Below are 13,846 nucleotides of genomic sequence, written 5' to 3' on the forward strand. Positions count from 1 at the left end.
TGCCATGCGTCTTTTCATTGTCTTTAGCCTTGCCCTTGTCACTTTGGTTGGTTGTGGCAAGCCGTCGCTTGATGATCCGAACCTGAGTGATCGCAAGCTTGATCTTGAACGGTACTTTGACGGGCCAACCGTGGCCTATGGGCAGTTTCAGGATATCTTGGGGAACGTGCAGCGGCGCTTTAAGGTCACGATTGACGGGACATGGGATGGCACGACCCTGACACTGGATGAACGGTTCAAGTATGATGACGGGGGTGCCGAGCGCCGTGTCTGGACCCTGCGCAAGACCGGCGAGGACAGTTGGGAAGGCACGGCGAATGGCGTTCAGGGCGTGGCGCGGGGCGAAGAGCGCGGCGATGCCTTCAACTGGCGCTATACCATCGATCTGCCGCGCGCCGATGGCGAGAGCACGATCCGTGTGACGTTTGATGACTGGATGTGGCTGATGGAGGACGGGCGGTTGTTGAACCGTGCCTATATGTCGAAGGCCGGGGTGCGCCTTGGCGAGGTCACGATTTTCTTCGAGAAGCTTTAGGGCTTCTTTTTCGGTTCCGGCACCGGATCATAGCCGTCGCCGCCCAGCGGATGGCAGCGGCCAAGGCGGCGGATGGTCAGGAGGGTGCCGCGAATGGGCCCATGCTTTTCCAATGCCTCGAGCGCGTAGGCCGAGCAGGTGGGCTGATAGCGACAGTTGAAGCCGACCCAGGGCGAAAAGATCAGGCGGTAGGCGCGGATCGGCAGGGCGACGATATGGGCAAGCGGTGACATGGCGCGAAGATAGGCGCGGCAGGGGGCATAGGGAAGTGGGGTGGCGGGTTTTGACGCACCCCACGCGCATTTTTGTGACTGGCGGCGGCGCAGAGAATTTTTGCGGCGGTGCCTGCCCTCGCTTCGTAGCGAGAGGAAGCCACCACCATTTTCGGATGAAGGTTATCCGGGCATTTTCGCGAAGGCCGGCAGGTTTTCATCCAGGATCGTCGCGGCCATTACGCTTGATGTGTAGACATTGGCCTTGGGCGTGAATTCCTGTTGTTCGTTGATCGTGCCCGCGCGCAGGCCGATCATGCCTGGACGGTTTGAATTCTGGGTAAACATCGGAGAGCCGCAGTTTTCGCAGAAATGCTTGGTCATCAACGAGCCGGCGTCGGAATTGTGCTGAAAGGTCTTGGTTGTGCCGGTGATTTTGACGTCACTTTCCTTCATGAACATCAGCGCGGCATAGGCGCTTCCGGTGGCCTTGCGGCAATCGGTGCAGTGGCAATTTGCCATGACGGGCACCTCGCCATCGGCTTCGAAAGAGATTGCGCCGCAGAGGCATTGGCCTGTGAGTTTTGTCATTGGGGTCCCCTTGTCTCCTGTCCATCGACCTGATCGAGCGTAGGCCAATCGTTGCAATCATCAAGGAGAGTGCGGGGTGTTCACGCAGATGTGCGTCAGCGCCTGTCCGCGTGCAGCTTGCGTAGGGCGTAGCGCAGATCGCTTTGCAGGACATCGAAGTTGCGGGCGGCGGTTTCGTTGGCGCGGCCGATTAGCACGTAGTCCCAGCCGGGTTTGCCATGTGCCGGCAGGACAAGGCGGGCGACTTCGCGCATCCGGCGTTTGGCGCGGTTGCGGGCGACGGCGTTGCCGACCTTCTTGGAACAGGTAAAGCCGACGCGGATGGCATCGGCTGGAACGTCTTCATCGGCGCGACGTTTGCGACCCTGCACCATCATCGCCTTGGTGCCCTGTTTGCGGGCGCGGGCGGCGGCGAGGAAATCGCTGCGGTTTTTCAGAACCTCAAGACAAACGGACACCGCCGGGGGCATGTCCCCTTGGGCGGCAAAGCCATCCTCGGGGGCCTCCGGCGGTGTCATGTCCGTCAGAACGGTCGAGACGCTTATGCGCTCAGCGACTTGCGGCCGCGCAGGCGGCGTGCGTTCAGGATCTTGCGGCCAGCTTTGGTAGCCATGCGCGCACGGAAGCCGTGGCGGCGTTTGCGAACCAGGTTCGAGGGTTGGTAGGTGCGTTTCATCGCTCCGTCTCCGTATCTGTCAGGGCGCCTCGCGACGGAATCGCGGGCCCAGGTGCTATTCGAAGCCCGGTCTATAGGCGGGCGGGAATAATAAGTCAAACACCGGATTGGCGTTTTGCAACAAAATCTGCACTGCAGGCAGCGCAATGTTTCAAAACCCCCGGTTTCCGGTCGCGCTTATCACGAGATTCGCCTCGGAGATCAAGCGACTGTGAGGTCCCTGTTGTTTTTTGTCGCCGTACCGCATGTTTAGAGCAAGCAAGCACATGGGAAGCCAATGAGTGACATGACAGAAACAGGCCGGAAACGCGGGTTGGGCCGCCTTTTGCCAATCGCGGTGATTCTGACGGTGGCAGGTATCGGTGCGGTGACCCTTGGCGATTACCTCAGCTTTGAGGCGCTGCGTGACAATCGTGAGGTGCTGCTGGCATTTCGGGATGCCAACTATGTGCCGGCGGTCCTGGCGTTCATGGGTATCTATATCGTGATCGTGGCCTTTTCATTGCCCGGTGCGGCGGTGGCATCGCTGACGGGCGGGTTCATGTTTGGCACGGTGTTGGGATCAACCTTCAATGTCGTGGCGGCTACCATCGGTGCGACGCTGATCTTTCTGGCGGCACGCCATGGATTCGGCGAGCGGCTGTCGGAGAAAATGGACGCCTCTGAGGGGCGGGTGAAACGCATGAAGGATGCCCTGGACGAAAACCAGTGGTCGATGCTGTTTCTGATGCGGCTGGTTCCGGTGGTGCCGTTCTTCGTGGCCAACCTGTTGCCCGCCATCGTGGGCGTGCCGATCCGCCGGTTCGTGATTTCGACCTTTATCGGGATCATTCCGGGCGGCGTGGTGTTTACCTCGGTCGGGGCGGGACTGGGCGAAGTGTTTGCCCAAGGCGAAGTGCCGAACCTCGGCGTGATTTTCGAGCCTCATATCCTCGGGCCGATTCTTGGCCTGTGTGCCTTGGCGGCGCTTCCTATTGTGATCAAGGCCCTGCGCGGCGGTAAGGACATCTGAACATGGAACGGATCAAGACGGATCTCCTGGTGATCGGCGCCGGGTCTGGTGGGTTGTCGGTTGCGGCGGGTGCCGTGCAGATGGGGGCGGATGTTGTCCTGTTGGAAGGGCACAGGATGGGCGGCGACTGTCTGAACTTTGGCTGCGTTCCGTCCAAGGCCCTGTTGGCCAGCGCCAAAGTGGCGCATACGCAGGCCCATGCCGCGGTGTTTGGCGTGGCGGATCAGGTGCCGCAGGTCGATTACGCGGCGGTCAAGGACCACGTGGCGGATGTGATTGCCCAGATTGAGCCCAATGACTCGGTCGAGCGGTTCGAAGGGCTGGGGGTTCGGGTGATCTCGGAGTACGGCCAGTTCCTTGGCGCAAACGAGGTGCAGGCCGGGGAGCATGTGATCGAGGCGCGCCGGATCGTGATCGCCACGGGGTCGAGCCCGTTTGTGCCACCGATTCCCGGGTTGGACAGCGTGCCTTACGAGACAAACGAGACCCTGTTCGAGCTGCGTGAAAAGCCGGAGCATCTGCTGATTGTCGGCGGTGGCCCGATCGGGATGGAAATGGCGCAGGCGCATCTGCGGCTTGGCAGCAAGGTGACGGTGATCGAGGGCGAGAAGGCGCTGGGCCGGGATGATCCGGAGATGGCGGCCTTTGTTCTGGACCAGTTGCGCGACGAGGGGCTGGTGATCGAGGAAGGCGCTTTGGCGGCGCAGATCAGCGGTGAGGCCGGTGCCATTCGGGTCGAGGCCAAGGATGGTCGCGTGTTTGAAGGCTCGCATCTTCTGATGGCGGTCGGGCGCAAGCCGAACATTGACCGGTTGAACCTTGAGGTGGCGGGGATCGAGACCACGCGGGCGGGAATCAAGGTGGATCAGAGCCTGAAAACCTCGAACCGTCGGGTCTATGCGATCGGTGACGTGACTGGCGGCAAGCAGTTTACCCATGTGGCCGGATACCACGCGGGCGTGATCATTCGCTCAGCCCTGTTCGGGTTGCCCGCGAAGGAACGCAAGGACCACATTCCGCATGCGACCTATACCGATCCGGAGCTGGCGCAGGTTGGCATGACCGAGGCCGAGGCGCGCGCGGCGCATGGTGACGCATTGGAAGTCATGCGGTTTGACCTGCACCACAACGATCGCCTGATCGCCGAGCGCAAGGCAAAGGGATTGATCAAGGTTATGGTGGTCAAGGGGCGGCCTGTCGGGGCTTCGATTGCAGGCCATCAGGCGGGAGAGCACATAAACCTTTGGGCACTTGTCATCGCCAATCGTATGAAAATGGGACAAGTGGCCAGTATGGTGTCTCCTTATCCCACCGTTGGCGAGATCAACAAGCGTGCGGCAGGGGCCTATTTCTCGCCCAGACTTTTTGATAGTCCTAGGGTGAAACGGGTGGTTCGTTTCGTGCAACGCTGGTTGCCATAAGTTCATGTACGGAGCGCGGATGCTCAACACGTTATCGGGTCGATTCCTGTTTCTGACCATCATCTTCGTGATGGTGGCCGAAGTCCTGATCTTCGTGCCGTCGGTGGCGCGGTTCCGGGAAGACTATTTGCTGTCACGGCTGGAGCGGGCGCAGATCGCGTCCTTGGCGCTCTTGGCGGACGACATGATCGATGCGTCGCTGGAAGAAGAACTGTTGCGCAATGCCGGCGTTTTCAACGTGGTGCTGCGGCGGGACGAGATGCGGCAGTTGATCCTGACCTCGCCGATGCCACAGCCGATTGATGCCACGTTTGACATGCGGGATGCCGGTGCGCCCGAGTTGATCGGCGATGCCATGATGCGGCTGTTCGAGACCGATCAGAAGGTTATCCGGGTGATCGGTTCGCCGGTGCGCGAAGCCGGTTTGCTGATCGAGGTGACGATGGAGACATCGGGGCTGCGGGCGGCGATGATCGAATACGGCCTGAATGTTCTCTGGCTTTCGCTGGTGATCTCGGCGGTGACGGCGGCGCTGTTGTTCTTTGCGGTGCGCGGGATTCTCGTGAAGCCGATCAAGGGCGTGGTGCGCTATATGCAGGCCTATGCCAAGGCCCCTGAAGATGCACGCGGGATCATCCATCCCTCGGCCGGGATCGTGGAGATTCGCGAAGCCGAGGAAGCACTTGAAATGCTGCAGATCGAACTGACGGCGTCGCTCAAGCAGAAAGAGCGCCTTGCGCAGCTGGGTGGAGCGGTGGCGAAGGTGAGCCACGATCTGCGCAATATCCTGACGTCGGCGCAGCTGTTCACGGATCGTATCGAGATGAGCGAAGACCCGGCGGTGAAGCGGATGGCGCCGAAGCTGGTGAATTCGATAACGCGGGCGGTGAACCTGTGTGAAAGCACGCTGGCCTTTGGCAAGGCCGAAGAGCCGCCCCCCCGCCTGTGCCAGGTGGACCTCGGGCAGCTTGTGTCTGACGTGATCGAGAGCGAGCGTCTGGCAATTGGCGAGTTCGACCTGAGCTTTGCGGAAGACATTCCTGCGGGCATGGTGATGCGGGCCGATCCCGAGCAATTGTACCGCGTGCTGTCCAACCTTGTGCGCAACGCGCGGCAGGCGATTGTTGCCACCGGCGTGCCGGGCGAAATCGCGGTTGCCGCTGTCGAGGAGACGGATTCGTGGATCGTGACCGTGCGTGATACCGGCCCCGGATTGCCGCCCAAGGCGCGTGAGCACCTGTTCACACCGTTCCAGGGCGGGGTGCGCAAAGGTGGTTCAGGATTGGGGCTTGCGATTTCGGCCGAGCTGATTGGTGGGCATGGTGGGACGCTGGATCTTTTGTCGAGTGACGAAGGCGGTACGGCCTTTAAAATAAGGCTTCCGAAGGGTGATGTGGCAGAAAGTTGAAAAAACTTACTTTTTGCTCTTGCGACTCTCCAGCATACACTCTAAATCCCCCTTCACCGCGCTCTGGTAGCTCAGCTGGATAGAGTACTTGACTACGAATCAAGGGGTCGGGGGTTCGAATCCTCCCCAGAGCGCCATAGAATTCCAAGGCCCAGTCCACAGCGACTGGGCCTTACTTTTTTCTCCGGAAAAGTCGCAAACAGGCGTGACATGCGAGGTGCGGTCCTTGCAGGTTTGAAGACAGGATTTGCCTTGAGGAGACATTCATGCACCCGATTATCGCGCTTTGGTCTCATCCCCGTTCCATGTCGACGGCGACCGAGCGGATCATGCGGGAGCGGGGTGATCTGCGCTGTTTCCATGAGCCGTTCATGTATGACTATTACATTGAGCGGCAGGTTCGGGTGATGCCGCATTTCGAACCTCAGGACGGGCATCCCGTGAGCTATGAGGCGGTGCGCGATATGCTTCTGACGGAGGCCGAAGCGCAGCCCGTGTTCATCAAGGACATGAGTTTCTATGTCATGCCGCATATCCTGAAAGATGAAGCCTGGCAGGGGCGGTTGGTGAACTGTTTCCTTGTGCGTGATCCGGTTGCGTCGATCCCGTCTTACTTCAAGCTGGACCCGGAGGTGACTTTGGACGAAATCGGACTTGAGGCTCAGGCGGAGCATCATAAGGCCCTTGTGGCGGCTGGCGAGAAAGCGGTCGTGGTCCGCGCCGAGGGTATTCGTGGCGACGCCAAGGGAGTGTTAAGTGCGCTTTGGGCCGAGATCGGTCTGACACCTGCGGATCACGCCTTTGACTGGCAGGGCGCGCAGCCAGAGGACTGGAAGCAGGTCGAGGGGTGGCATTCGGACGTGACCCGGTCGAAAGGCATTCGCCCGATCACGGCCGAGGAGGTTCAAGCCCAGAAGGCGAAGTTCGAGGCGATGAGCCGCGAGCACCCGGCGATGCGCCGGTACCTGACGCATCATCAGCCGCATTACGAATACCTGTGTTCCCAAGCGCTGGGCGCCTGAGGCTGACCAAAGTGTGGCGAACGTATGATCGAGACTGTCCTTTGGGGAGCTTTCATCGATAGGTACGTTGGCGCGATTTTGGGCCAGTAACGTTGGAGTACTCTGGAGGCTGGCGGTGCCGTGTCGCTATCCTGCTGGTTTGGTGTATCGCCGGCGGCCTGCTCTCCTGTTTCTCCGTGAATTCATTTTGACCTCATATGGGGCGCCGACACCCTTCGGCGGTGGCCCGAATTGGAACTCCTATATGAGTGAGTCACCAATGATTCTTTGTTTTTTGGGCATTCTACCGGATTATATGCTCTAAATTTATGAAATTTTATGTGTGGATATCTGTGCTATTTTGGGACTCAAGATTATTGAGATCTGCCATTTAGTGTCTGAAAATAAATTGAAAAATGTACTTTTTCGAAAATTGGAATTTTGATGGAGTCGGTAATAATGCGGCAAATACGCCTTATTAGTGCATAGATTATTGCGCAGAATGTTCTGGCGTTGTAGGTCGGTCCTACGCTGACGACGGGGTGCGCGCAGATTTCCGGTCCAGAGCAGCGCAGAAGATTGGGGCTTCGGCCCCACAAGGAGGACAAAACTCATGAAATTCACTTTCTCCCGTCGCGCCGCGCTGGGCGCCCTGGCCGGTGCCGCTGTTGTGGCTTCGGTGGCAACCACTGCCGCAGCCGACACCGTGCGTCTGCGCTTTCACACCTTCTATGGCACCGAGATCGACCATATCGCGAAGAAGTTTCGCAAATCGGTCAAGGATGCCTCGAACGGCACCCTGCGCATCCAGTACTTCCGTGGTGGTGAGCTGGTTGCGTCGGATCAGTTTGCCGATGCAGTTGCCAAGGGCACCATCGACATCGTGCATGGCACCGGTGGCTACTGGTCGGGTCAGATCGATGTGGGCAACATCGAGGCCGGTCTGCCTGGTGCTTGGGCAAGCGTTGACGAGGCCAAGGCCCTGTTCGACAGCGCCGAAGTCGATGCGCTGCTGACCTCGGCTTATGCCGATGCAGGTGCCGTTTACCTGGGCAAGGGCTATGGTCACAACTACGACCTGCTGACCAAAGAGCCGGTCACGTCTCTGGCAGACCTGAAAACCCGCAAGATCCGCGCAACTTCGAACGTTGCAAAGGTCCTGTCGGCGTTTGACATTCCGACCGTCTATTTGCCGGCGCAGGAACTCTATATCGGCATGTCGACCGGTGTTATCGACGGTGCGATCTACGGTGGTCCGGTTGAGTATGAGCAGCTGAAGCTGCACGAAACCGCGCAGAACTATACCTTCATGAACATGCTGATGCCGGGTTGGACCGAGACCTTCCTTGCCAACCCTGCGGTCTGGGAAAAGCTGTCGGATGAGCACAAGCAGATCCTTGAAGCCGCGATCCAGCAGTTTGCCGATGACATCCATCAGTGGCTGGCTGAAGGCAACGAAGGCGTCGCCGAAGGCACTTTTGAGTACGCAACCCTGCCGGATGCCGACTCCAAGGCGCTGACCCAGGCGGCACAGGGTGTCTGGGCGGAAGAGGCTGCGCGCTCGGAGCGCAACAAGGCGCTGGTTGATGCGCTGATCGCGAACGCCAAGGCGCAAGGCCGCCTGTAACATGCGCCTGGTGACAAGATATCTTGTCATTCAGGATGGCCTGTCCGAGTTCGTCGGGCGGGCCATTTCCTGGTTGACGCTGGCGATGATTGCCGTGCTGATGCTGGAGATCATCGCCCGCTATTTCCTGAACGCGCCGACCATCTGGGCGCATGAAACCTCGACCATGCTGTACGGGGCTTTTTGCATGTTGGCGGGGGCCTATACGCTGCGCCACCGGGGGCATGTGCGGTCCGAAGTGCTTTACGGCTTGTTGAACAAGCGTGGCAAAGCCTTTTTCGACACGATCATCTTTGCCATTGGTCTCGTTGTTCTGGGTGTTTTCTTCAAGATGGCGGTCGGCTTTGCGGCGGACAGCTGGGCGGTGCGTGAGTATTCGAACAAGAGCATCTGGCAGCCTGCGATCTATCCGATCAAGACGGTGATCCCCGTCGCGGTGGGGCTGGTGATCCTTCAGAACATCGCGGAATTGCTGCGGTCGGTTCTGACACTTTTGGGCGTTGATTTCGTGGACCCGCGCGAGCGCGAGGTGGAAAGCGATATTGACCCGGAACTTCTTAAAGCCGCTCAAGACTAGGGCGCATCTGCGAGGGCGGCGCAGGCCGTCCGGGAGGAAGACTTATGGCTGAACTCGATCCGCTGGCCATTACCGCGATCATGTTTCTGTCGATGCTGGCCCTGATGGCGGCGGGATCGCCGCTGGCCTGGGCGCTGACAATATCCGGCGTGGGAAGCGCCTATATGCTGTGGGGGCCGGGTGGTCTCGAGCTCCTTGTGAGTTCGACCTACAGCGCGATGGACAACTTCCTGTTGGTGGCGCTGCCGTTGTTCATCTTCATGGGCCTCGTGTTGCAGCGGTCGGGCATAACCGACGATCTTTTCGAGATGATCCACAAACTGATGGGCGGCGTGCCCGGCGGTCTTGGGGTTGGTACGGTCATCATCTGTGCCTTGATCGCGGCGATGGCAGGGGTATCAGGTGCAGCAACCGTGTCGCTTGGCATCATTGCGCTGCCCGCGATGCTGAAGCGCGGCTATGACAAGAAGCTGGTCACGGGCACGATCATGGCGGGCGGGGCGCTCGGGTTCTTGATCCCGCCGTCGGTTCTGATGATCATCTACGCCTTCCTGAGCCGGGATTCCGTAGGCAAGCTGTTTGCTGCCGGATTGATGCCGGGACTGATGCTGGCGGGTATCTATATCCTCTATGTTCTGATCCGCTGTCGGATTGATCCGGATCTGGGGCCGCCCGCGCCTGCGGAAGAACGGTTTAGTGGTATCGAAAAGCTGAAATCCCTGCGCCACCTGATTGCGCCGGGGGTGCTAATCGCGACGGTGCTGGGGTGTATCATCGGTGGTGTGACCTCGCCATCCGAGGCCTCGGCCATCGGTGCTTTCGGGGCGCTGGTGATTGCCGCGCTGCATGGCCGGGTGAACTGGGACATGCTGCGCTATGTGATGATCACCACAACCAAGTTGATGGGTATGCTGATGTGGATCACCATCGCGGCGGTGTTCTTTTCGAAGATCTACGTGGGTCTTGGTGCGGGCATGATCGTTGGTGAGTTGATCGAGGATTTCGAGCTGAGCCCGATGCTGGTGATTGTCGCAATGCTGGCGACCTATTTCGTGCTGGGCATGTTCCTAGATGACTTTGCGATTGTCTTCATCACCGTGCCTTTGTTCGTGCCGATCGTGCGTGACCTTGGGTTCGATACCACCTGGTTCGCGGTGTTGTTCATCCTGTCGATGCAGTCGGCCTATTTGACGCCGCCATTTGGCTACAACCTGTTCTATATGCGGTCGGTGGCGCCGCCGGAGATCACCATCGGCGATATCTACAAGGCGGCCCTGCCCTTTGTGGCGTTGCAGATTATCGGCCTCGGGTTGGTGGTGGCCTTTCCACAAATCGCGCTTTGGCTGCCCGGATTGCTGTTCTGAAACCAAAAAGGTTGGCGCGCCTGTGCCAACCCGTTTTCCCCAACTGAAAAGCCGCCTCTTGAGGCGGCTTCTTTTTTGGTTTGCAGGTGGTCTCAGCCGCGCGGCAGGACTGGTGCCGTCTTGTCGAGTTTCAGTTCTGCATCCGAGAATTTCCACGGGCCGCGAACGCCTTTGATGCCTTCTGGTTCAATCACCATGCCGCGGGCCTTGATCTGGGGGTCGTCAAAGGCCTGACCGATGGAGTTGATGGGGCCAGCTGGCACAGTGGCCTTTTCCAGCGCGGCCAGCAGGTCAGCCGAGAGCCATCCGGTCAGGGAGGATTCGATTTCGGCGGTCAGGGCTTCGCGGTTGGAAACGCGCAGACCGTTGGTGGCGTAGTCGCCATTCGAGGCAAGGTCGGGGCGCTGAATGACGTCGCAGAACCGCTGGAACTGGCCATCGTTGCCCACGGCGAGGATGATATGGCCGTCTTTGGTAGGGAGAACCTGATAGGGCGAGATATTGGGGTGGTCGTTGCCCTTGCGCATCGGGCTGTTGCCGGTTGCAAGGTAGTTCATCGCCTGATTGGCCAGCATGGAGGTCGCGCAGTCGAGCAGGGACATGTCGATGTGTTGCCCCTTGCCGGTGCGGTGGCGTTGTTCGACGGCGGCAAGGATGCCGATGGTGCCATAGAGGCCGGTCACCACATCGGTGACGGCAACGCCCACCTTCTGCGGTTGGCGATCCGGTTCGCCGGTGATCGACATGAGGCCGGAGAGACCCTGAATCAGAAAGTCGTAACCAGCGCGTTGGGCATAGGGGCCGTCCTGGCCGAAACCGGTGATCGAGCAGTAGATCAGCCGTGGGTTCAGGTCCTTCAGGCTGTCATAGTCGAGACCGTATTTGGCAAGGCCGCCTACCTTGAAGTTCTCGATCAGGATGTCGGCATCCTTGATGAGATCGCGGACCTTCTGTTGCCCTTCTTCGGTGCGAAAGTCGGCGGTCACTGCGGTTTTGCCGCGGTTGGCGGCATAGTAATAGGCGGCGGTCTTGTCGCCGTCGCGTTCGATGAAGGGAGGGCCCCAGGTGCGGGTGTCATCACCACTCTCGGCTTCGATCTTGATCACCTCGGCGCCAAGATCAGCCAACGACTGGCCAATCCAGGGACCGGCCAGGATGCGGGCCAGTTCGACCACTTTCAAACCTTCGAGAGGGGACATGTGCGTTTCCTTCGCGTTGAGAGCCCTGTTCGGGGACTAGAGATATGGTGGGGTGCAGGCCGATATGACTTCGGCCGGACGATCCGAGACATTGCGGAACCGATGGGGTTCGCGGCTGTTGAAGAGATAGGCATCACCGGCCTTGAGAATGCGGATTTCATCGCCGACCGTGACTTCGATTTCGCCCGAGACCACGATGCCGCCTTCGTTGGCGTCATGCTCGATCATCGAGGCACCGGTATCAGCACCGGCCTCGTAGACTTCGTGCAGGATCTGAAGGTTGTGGGCCTTGGCGTCGCCGACCTGCCTGATGGCGATTTTCTGAAGCGCCAGTTCGTCGCCCTGGTACAGCAGCGAGGTCAGGTCGCGCATTTCCGACGGGGTGAAGAACGGTTTTTGGGCGCTGATGGCCTCTGGCTCAAAAAATTCCGACATGGTGACGCCGAAGCCGCCTAGAATTTTGCGCAAAGATGCCACCGAAGGGCTGCTGCGGTTGGTTTCGATCATTGAAATCTGTCCGTGAGGGACGCCAGCAGCTTCTGCCAACTTCCTTTGAGACATGCCAAATTGCTTTCTGAGCGCCTTGAGTCGGCCGCCAACGTCAAAATCGTCCGTCATCACGTCATATCCTCCATATCTTTCCATCAGAATAAGCGAATCCCGTGATGTTGCGCAATTTATAGGTAGCAAAGTTCAAAATAATGAGCAATAAAAAGCGAGGAATCAAAGCGCAGACAGAGGAGATTCGCGCATGAGCGTTAGCCAGAACCTCAAGACACGCCGCGAGGCGGCGATTGCCAAGGGTGTTGCGACACGCGGCATCTATGCCGCTCGTGCGGAGAATGCGGAACTGTGGGATGCAGACGGTAAGCGGTTCATCGACTTCGCGGCAGGCATTGCCGTGAACAACACCGGCCACCGTCACCCCAAGGTCATGGCCGCGGTTGCCAAACAGGCGGAAGACTTCACCCACACCTGTTTCCACGTTGCGCCCTACGAGAGCTATATCGCGCTTGCCGAGCGTCTGAACGGTGCGACGCCAGGGGACTTTGAAAAGAAGACCATGCTGGTGACCACCGGGGCCGAAGCGGTTGAAAACGCAGTTAAAATGGCACGTGCCTACACTGGCCGCTCGGGCGTCATCGCCTTTTCGGGCGCCTTCCACGGCCGGACCCTGATGGGTATGGCGCTGTGTGGCAAGGTGAACCCCTACAAAAAGGCCTTTGGTGCGATGCCGCCGGAGGTGCTGCATGCGCCCTTCCCGAATGAATTCCACGGCGTGACCGTCGAACAATCGCTGGCGGTTCTGGACAACATGTTCAAAAGCTCGATCGATCCCGAGCGCGTGGCGGCGATGATCATCGAGCCGGTACAGGGCGAAGGCGGCTTCAACGTGGCGCAGCCGGAATTCCTGCAGGCGCTGCGCAAGATCTGTGACGACTATGGCATCATCCTGATTGCCGACGAGGTTCAGGCGGGGATTGCCCGGACCGGCAAACTCTTTGCTTTCGAACACGCGGGCGTGGCCGCCGACCTGGTGACCATGGCCAAGGGCCTGGCTGGCGGGTTCCCGCTCTCAGCCGTGACCGGTCGGGCCGAAATCGTCGATGCTGCCCCTGTGGGCGGCATCGGCGGCACCTATGCCGGTAACCCGCTGGCCGTTGCCGCGGCGAACGCCGTTTTCGACGTGATCGAGGAGGAAGACCTCTGCGCCAAGGCGACCGAGATCGGGGATGCGATCAAGGCACGCCTGACCGAAATGGCGGCGCGTCAGGGCAACGAAGCCATTGGCGATGTGCGTGGCCTTGGCGCCATGGTCGCCTTTGAGATGGTGACCGATCGCGCAACCAACAATCCGGATGCGGCCCTGACCCAGGCAATTGTTGCCGAGGCGGAAGCACGCGGGCTGATCATCCTGCCCTGCGGCACCCGCGGCAATGCTGTGCGCCTGCTGCCGCCACTGACCACGCCGATGGCGCAGGTCGAGGAAGCACTGGATATTCTTGAAGCCTCGATCGAGGCGGCCATCAACACGACCGCCCAGGCTGCGGAATAAGGAGAGACACCCATGGCAAAAGATCTAGCCCCGCAATCGCAACCTGGTTTGAGCGGGTTTTCCTGGGGGGATCCGTTCCTGCTGGAAGGCCAGTTGAGCGAAGAAGAGCGCATGGTGCGGGATGCGGCCAAGGCCTATTGTGACGAGAAGCTGATGAGCCGCGTCAC

15 protein-coding genes, 1 tRNA gene and 1 pseudogene are annotated in these 13,846 nt (G+C 59.6%); 11 read left to right on the forward strand and 6 right to left on the reverse strand.

Features of this window, described 5'->3' with window-relative positions; all coding sequences use genetic code 11:
- Positions 1-4 precede the first annotated feature (4 nt).
- Positions 5-535, forward strand: a complete 531-nt coding sequence (locus NNA36_RS18760; protein ID WP_255109958.1) for a DUF3833 domain-containing protein — start codon at positions 5-7, stop codon at positions 533-535.
- Here the strand turns inward: NNA36_RS18760 and yidD are convergent.
- The 4 genes from yidD to rpmH all read right to left on the reverse strand — a co-directional run bounded on the left by yidD (position 532) and on the right by rpmH (position 2,014).
- On the reverse strand, positions 532-768 hold the full coding sequence (yidD, locus tag NNA36_RS18765) for a membrane protein insertion efficiency factor YidD (protein WP_255109960.1): 237 nt from the start codon (positions 766-768) through the stop codon (positions 532-534). The genes NNA36_RS18760 and yidD overlap by 4 nt on opposite strands.
- A 162-nt stretch (positions 769-930) precedes the next feature.
- Positions 931-1,338, reverse strand: coding sequence for a GFA family protein (locus NNA36_RS18770; RefSeq protein ID WP_255109962.1), 408 nt, complete (start codon positions 1,336-1,338; stop codon positions 931-933).
- Positions 1,339-1,433: 95 nt separating this feature from the next.
- On the reverse strand, positions 1,434-1,856 hold the full coding sequence (gene rnpA, locus NNA36_RS18775; RefSeq protein ID WP_255109964.1) for a ribonuclease P protein component: 423 nt from the start codon (positions 1,854-1,856) through the stop codon (positions 1,434-1,436).
- Positions 1,857-1,879: 23 nt separating this feature from the next.
- Positions 1,880-2,014 (reverse strand): 50S ribosomal protein L34, encoded by a 135-nt coding sequence (rpmH, locus tag NNA36_RS18780; protein ID WP_035260992.1) that lies wholly within the window; start codon positions 2,012-2,014, stop codon positions 1,880-1,882.
- A 277-nt stretch (positions 2,015-2,291) separates the two neighbouring features.
- Between rpmH and NNA36_RS18785 the strand changes: the two genes are divergently transcribed.
- The 8 genes from NNA36_RS18785 (at position 2,292) to NNA36_RS18820 (ending at position 10,424) form a co-directional block, all read left to right on the forward strand.
- Positions 2,292-3,026, forward strand: coding sequence for a TVP38/TMEM64 family protein (locus NNA36_RS18785; protein WP_255109966.1), 735 nt, complete (start codon positions 2,292-2,294; stop codon positions 3,024-3,026).
- Between the two features lie 2 nt (positions 3,027-3,028).
- A complete protein-coding gene (locus NNA36_RS18790) occupies positions 3,029-4,447 on the forward strand; it encodes an NAD(P)/FAD-dependent oxidoreductase (RefSeq protein WP_255109968.1) in 1,419 nt (472 codons plus the stop codon).
- Between the two features lie 19 nt (positions 4,448-4,466).
- Positions 4,467-5,855: a HAMP domain-containing sensor histidine kinase gene (locus NNA36_RS18795; RefSeq protein WP_255109970.1), complete on the forward strand. Its 1,389-nt coding sequence runs from the start codon at positions 4,467-4,469 to the stop codon at positions 5,853-5,855.
- Between the two features lie 60 nt (positions 5,856-5,915).
- Positions 5,916-5,992 (forward strand) — tRNA-Arg (locus NNA36_RS18800).
- A gap of 129 nt (positions 5,993-6,121) precedes the next feature.
- Positions 6,122-6,877 (forward strand): hypothetical protein, encoded by a 756-nt coding sequence (locus NNA36_RS18805; protein WP_255109972.1) that lies wholly within the window; start codon positions 6,122-6,124, stop codon positions 6,875-6,877.
- A 592-nt stretch (positions 6,878-7,469) separates the two neighbouring features.
- Entirely contained in the window at positions 7,470-8,483 is a 1,014-nt protein-coding gene (dctP, locus tag NNA36_RS18810) for a TRAP transporter substrate-binding protein DctP (protein ID WP_255109974.1), read from the forward strand.
- A gap of 1 nt (position 8,484) precedes the next feature.
- Positions 8,485-9,060 (forward strand): TRAP transporter small permease subunit, encoded by a 576-nt coding sequence (locus tag NNA36_RS18815; RefSeq protein ID WP_255109976.1) that lies wholly within the window; start codon positions 8,485-8,487, stop codon positions 9,058-9,060.
- A 44-nt stretch (positions 9,061-9,104) separates the two neighbouring features.
- A complete protein-coding gene (locus NNA36_RS18820) occupies positions 9,105-10,424 on the forward strand; it encodes a TRAP transporter large permease subunit (protein WP_255109978.1) in 1,320 nt (439 codons plus the stop codon).
- A gap of 92 nt (positions 10,425-10,516) precedes the next feature.
- Here the strand turns inward: NNA36_RS18820 and NNA36_RS18825 are convergent, their stop codons facing one another.
- Complete coding sequence (locus NNA36_RS18825; protein ID WP_255109980.1) at positions 10,517-11,623, reverse strand: CaiB/BaiF CoA-transferase family protein; 1,107 nt, start codon at positions 11,621-11,623, stop codon at positions 10,517-10,519.
- Positions 11,624-11,659: 36 nt separating this feature from the next.
- Entirely contained in the window at positions 11,660-12,268 is a 609-nt protein-coding gene (locus NNA36_RS18830; protein WP_369681691.1) for a cupin domain-containing protein, read from the reverse strand.
- 106 nt (positions 12,269-12,374) lie between these two features.
- On the opposite strand from NNA36_RS18830, the gene gabT reads away from it, so the two are divergent.
- A complete protein-coding gene (gene gabT / locus NNA36_RS18835) occupies positions 12,375-13,679 on the forward strand; it encodes a 4-aminobutyrate--2-oxoglutarate transaminase (protein ID WP_255109985.1) in 1,305 nt (434 codons plus the stop codon).
- Positions 13,680-13,691: 12 nt separating this feature from the next.
- A pseudogene (locus tag NNA36_RS20020) lies at positions 13,692-13,846 on the forward strand (acyl-CoA dehydrogenase); the annotation flags it as partial.

The organism is Shimia sp. CNT1-13L.2 (genome assembly GCF_024331145.1).
In the GTDB taxonomy this organism is placed as follows: domain Bacteria; phylum Pseudomonadota; class Alphaproteobacteria; order Rhodobacterales; family Rhodobacteraceae; genus Shimia.

Excerpts from the sequence above, each read along its gene's own strand:
- NNA36_RS18805 (WP_255109972.1), top strand. The coding sequence starts at position 6,122 with ATGCACCCGATTATCGCGCTTTGGTCTCATCCCCGTTCCATGTCGACG.
- gabT (WP_255109985.1), top strand. The coding sequence starts at position 12,375 with ATGAGCGTTAGCCAGAACCTCAAGACACGCCGCGAGGCGGCGATTGCC.
- NNA36_RS18820 (WP_255109978.1), top strand. The coding sequence starts at position 9,105 with ATGGCTGAACTCGATCCGCTGGCCATTACCGCGATCATGTTTCTGTCG.
- NNA36_RS18770 (WP_255109962.1), bottom strand. The coding sequence starts at position 1,338 with ATGACAAAACTCACAGGCCAATGCCTCTGCGGCGCAATCTCTTTCGAA.
- dctP (WP_255109974.1), top strand. The coding sequence starts at position 7,470 with ATGAAATTCACTTTCTCCCGTCGCGCCGCGCTGGGCGCCCTGGCCGGT.
- NNA36_RS18815 (WP_255109976.1), top strand. The coding sequence starts at position 8,485 with ATGCGCCTGGTGACAAGATATCTTGTCATTCAGGATGGCCTGTCCGAG.
- NNA36_RS18825 (WP_255109980.1), bottom strand. The coding sequence starts at position 11,623 with ATGTCCCCTCTCGAAGGTTTGAAAGTGGTCGAACTGGCCCGCATCCTG.
- NNA36_RS18785 (WP_255109966.1), top strand. The coding sequence starts at position 2,292 with ATGAGTGACATGACAGAAACAGGCCGGAAACGCGGGTTGGGCCGCCTT.
- rpmH (WP_035260992.1), bottom strand. The coding sequence starts at position 2,014 with ATGAAACGCACCTACCAACCCTCGAACCTGGTTCGCAAACGCCGCCAC.
- NNA36_RS18790 (WP_255109968.1), top strand. The coding sequence starts at position 3,029 with ATGGAACGGATCAAGACGGATCTCCTGGTGATCGGCGCCGGGTCTGGT.
- NNA36_RS18760 (WP_255109958.1), top strand. The coding sequence starts at position 5 with ATGCGTCTTTTCATTGTCTTTAGCCTTGCCCTTGTCACTTTGGTTGGT.
- NNA36_RS18795 (WP_255109970.1), top strand. The coding sequence starts at position 4,467 with ATGCTCAACACGTTATCGGGTCGATTCCTGTTTCTGACCATCATCTTC.
- rnpA (WP_255109964.1), bottom strand. The coding sequence starts at position 1,856 with ATGACACCGCCGGAGGCCCCCGAGGATGGCTTTGCCGCCCAAGGGGAC.
- yidD (WP_255109960.1), bottom strand. The coding sequence starts at position 768 with ATGTCACCGCTTGCCCATATCGTCGCCCTGCCGATCCGCGCCTACCGC.
- NNA36_RS18830 (WP_369681691.1), bottom strand. The coding sequence starts at position 12,268 with ATGGAAAGATATGGAGGATATGACGTGATGACGGACGATTTTGACGTT.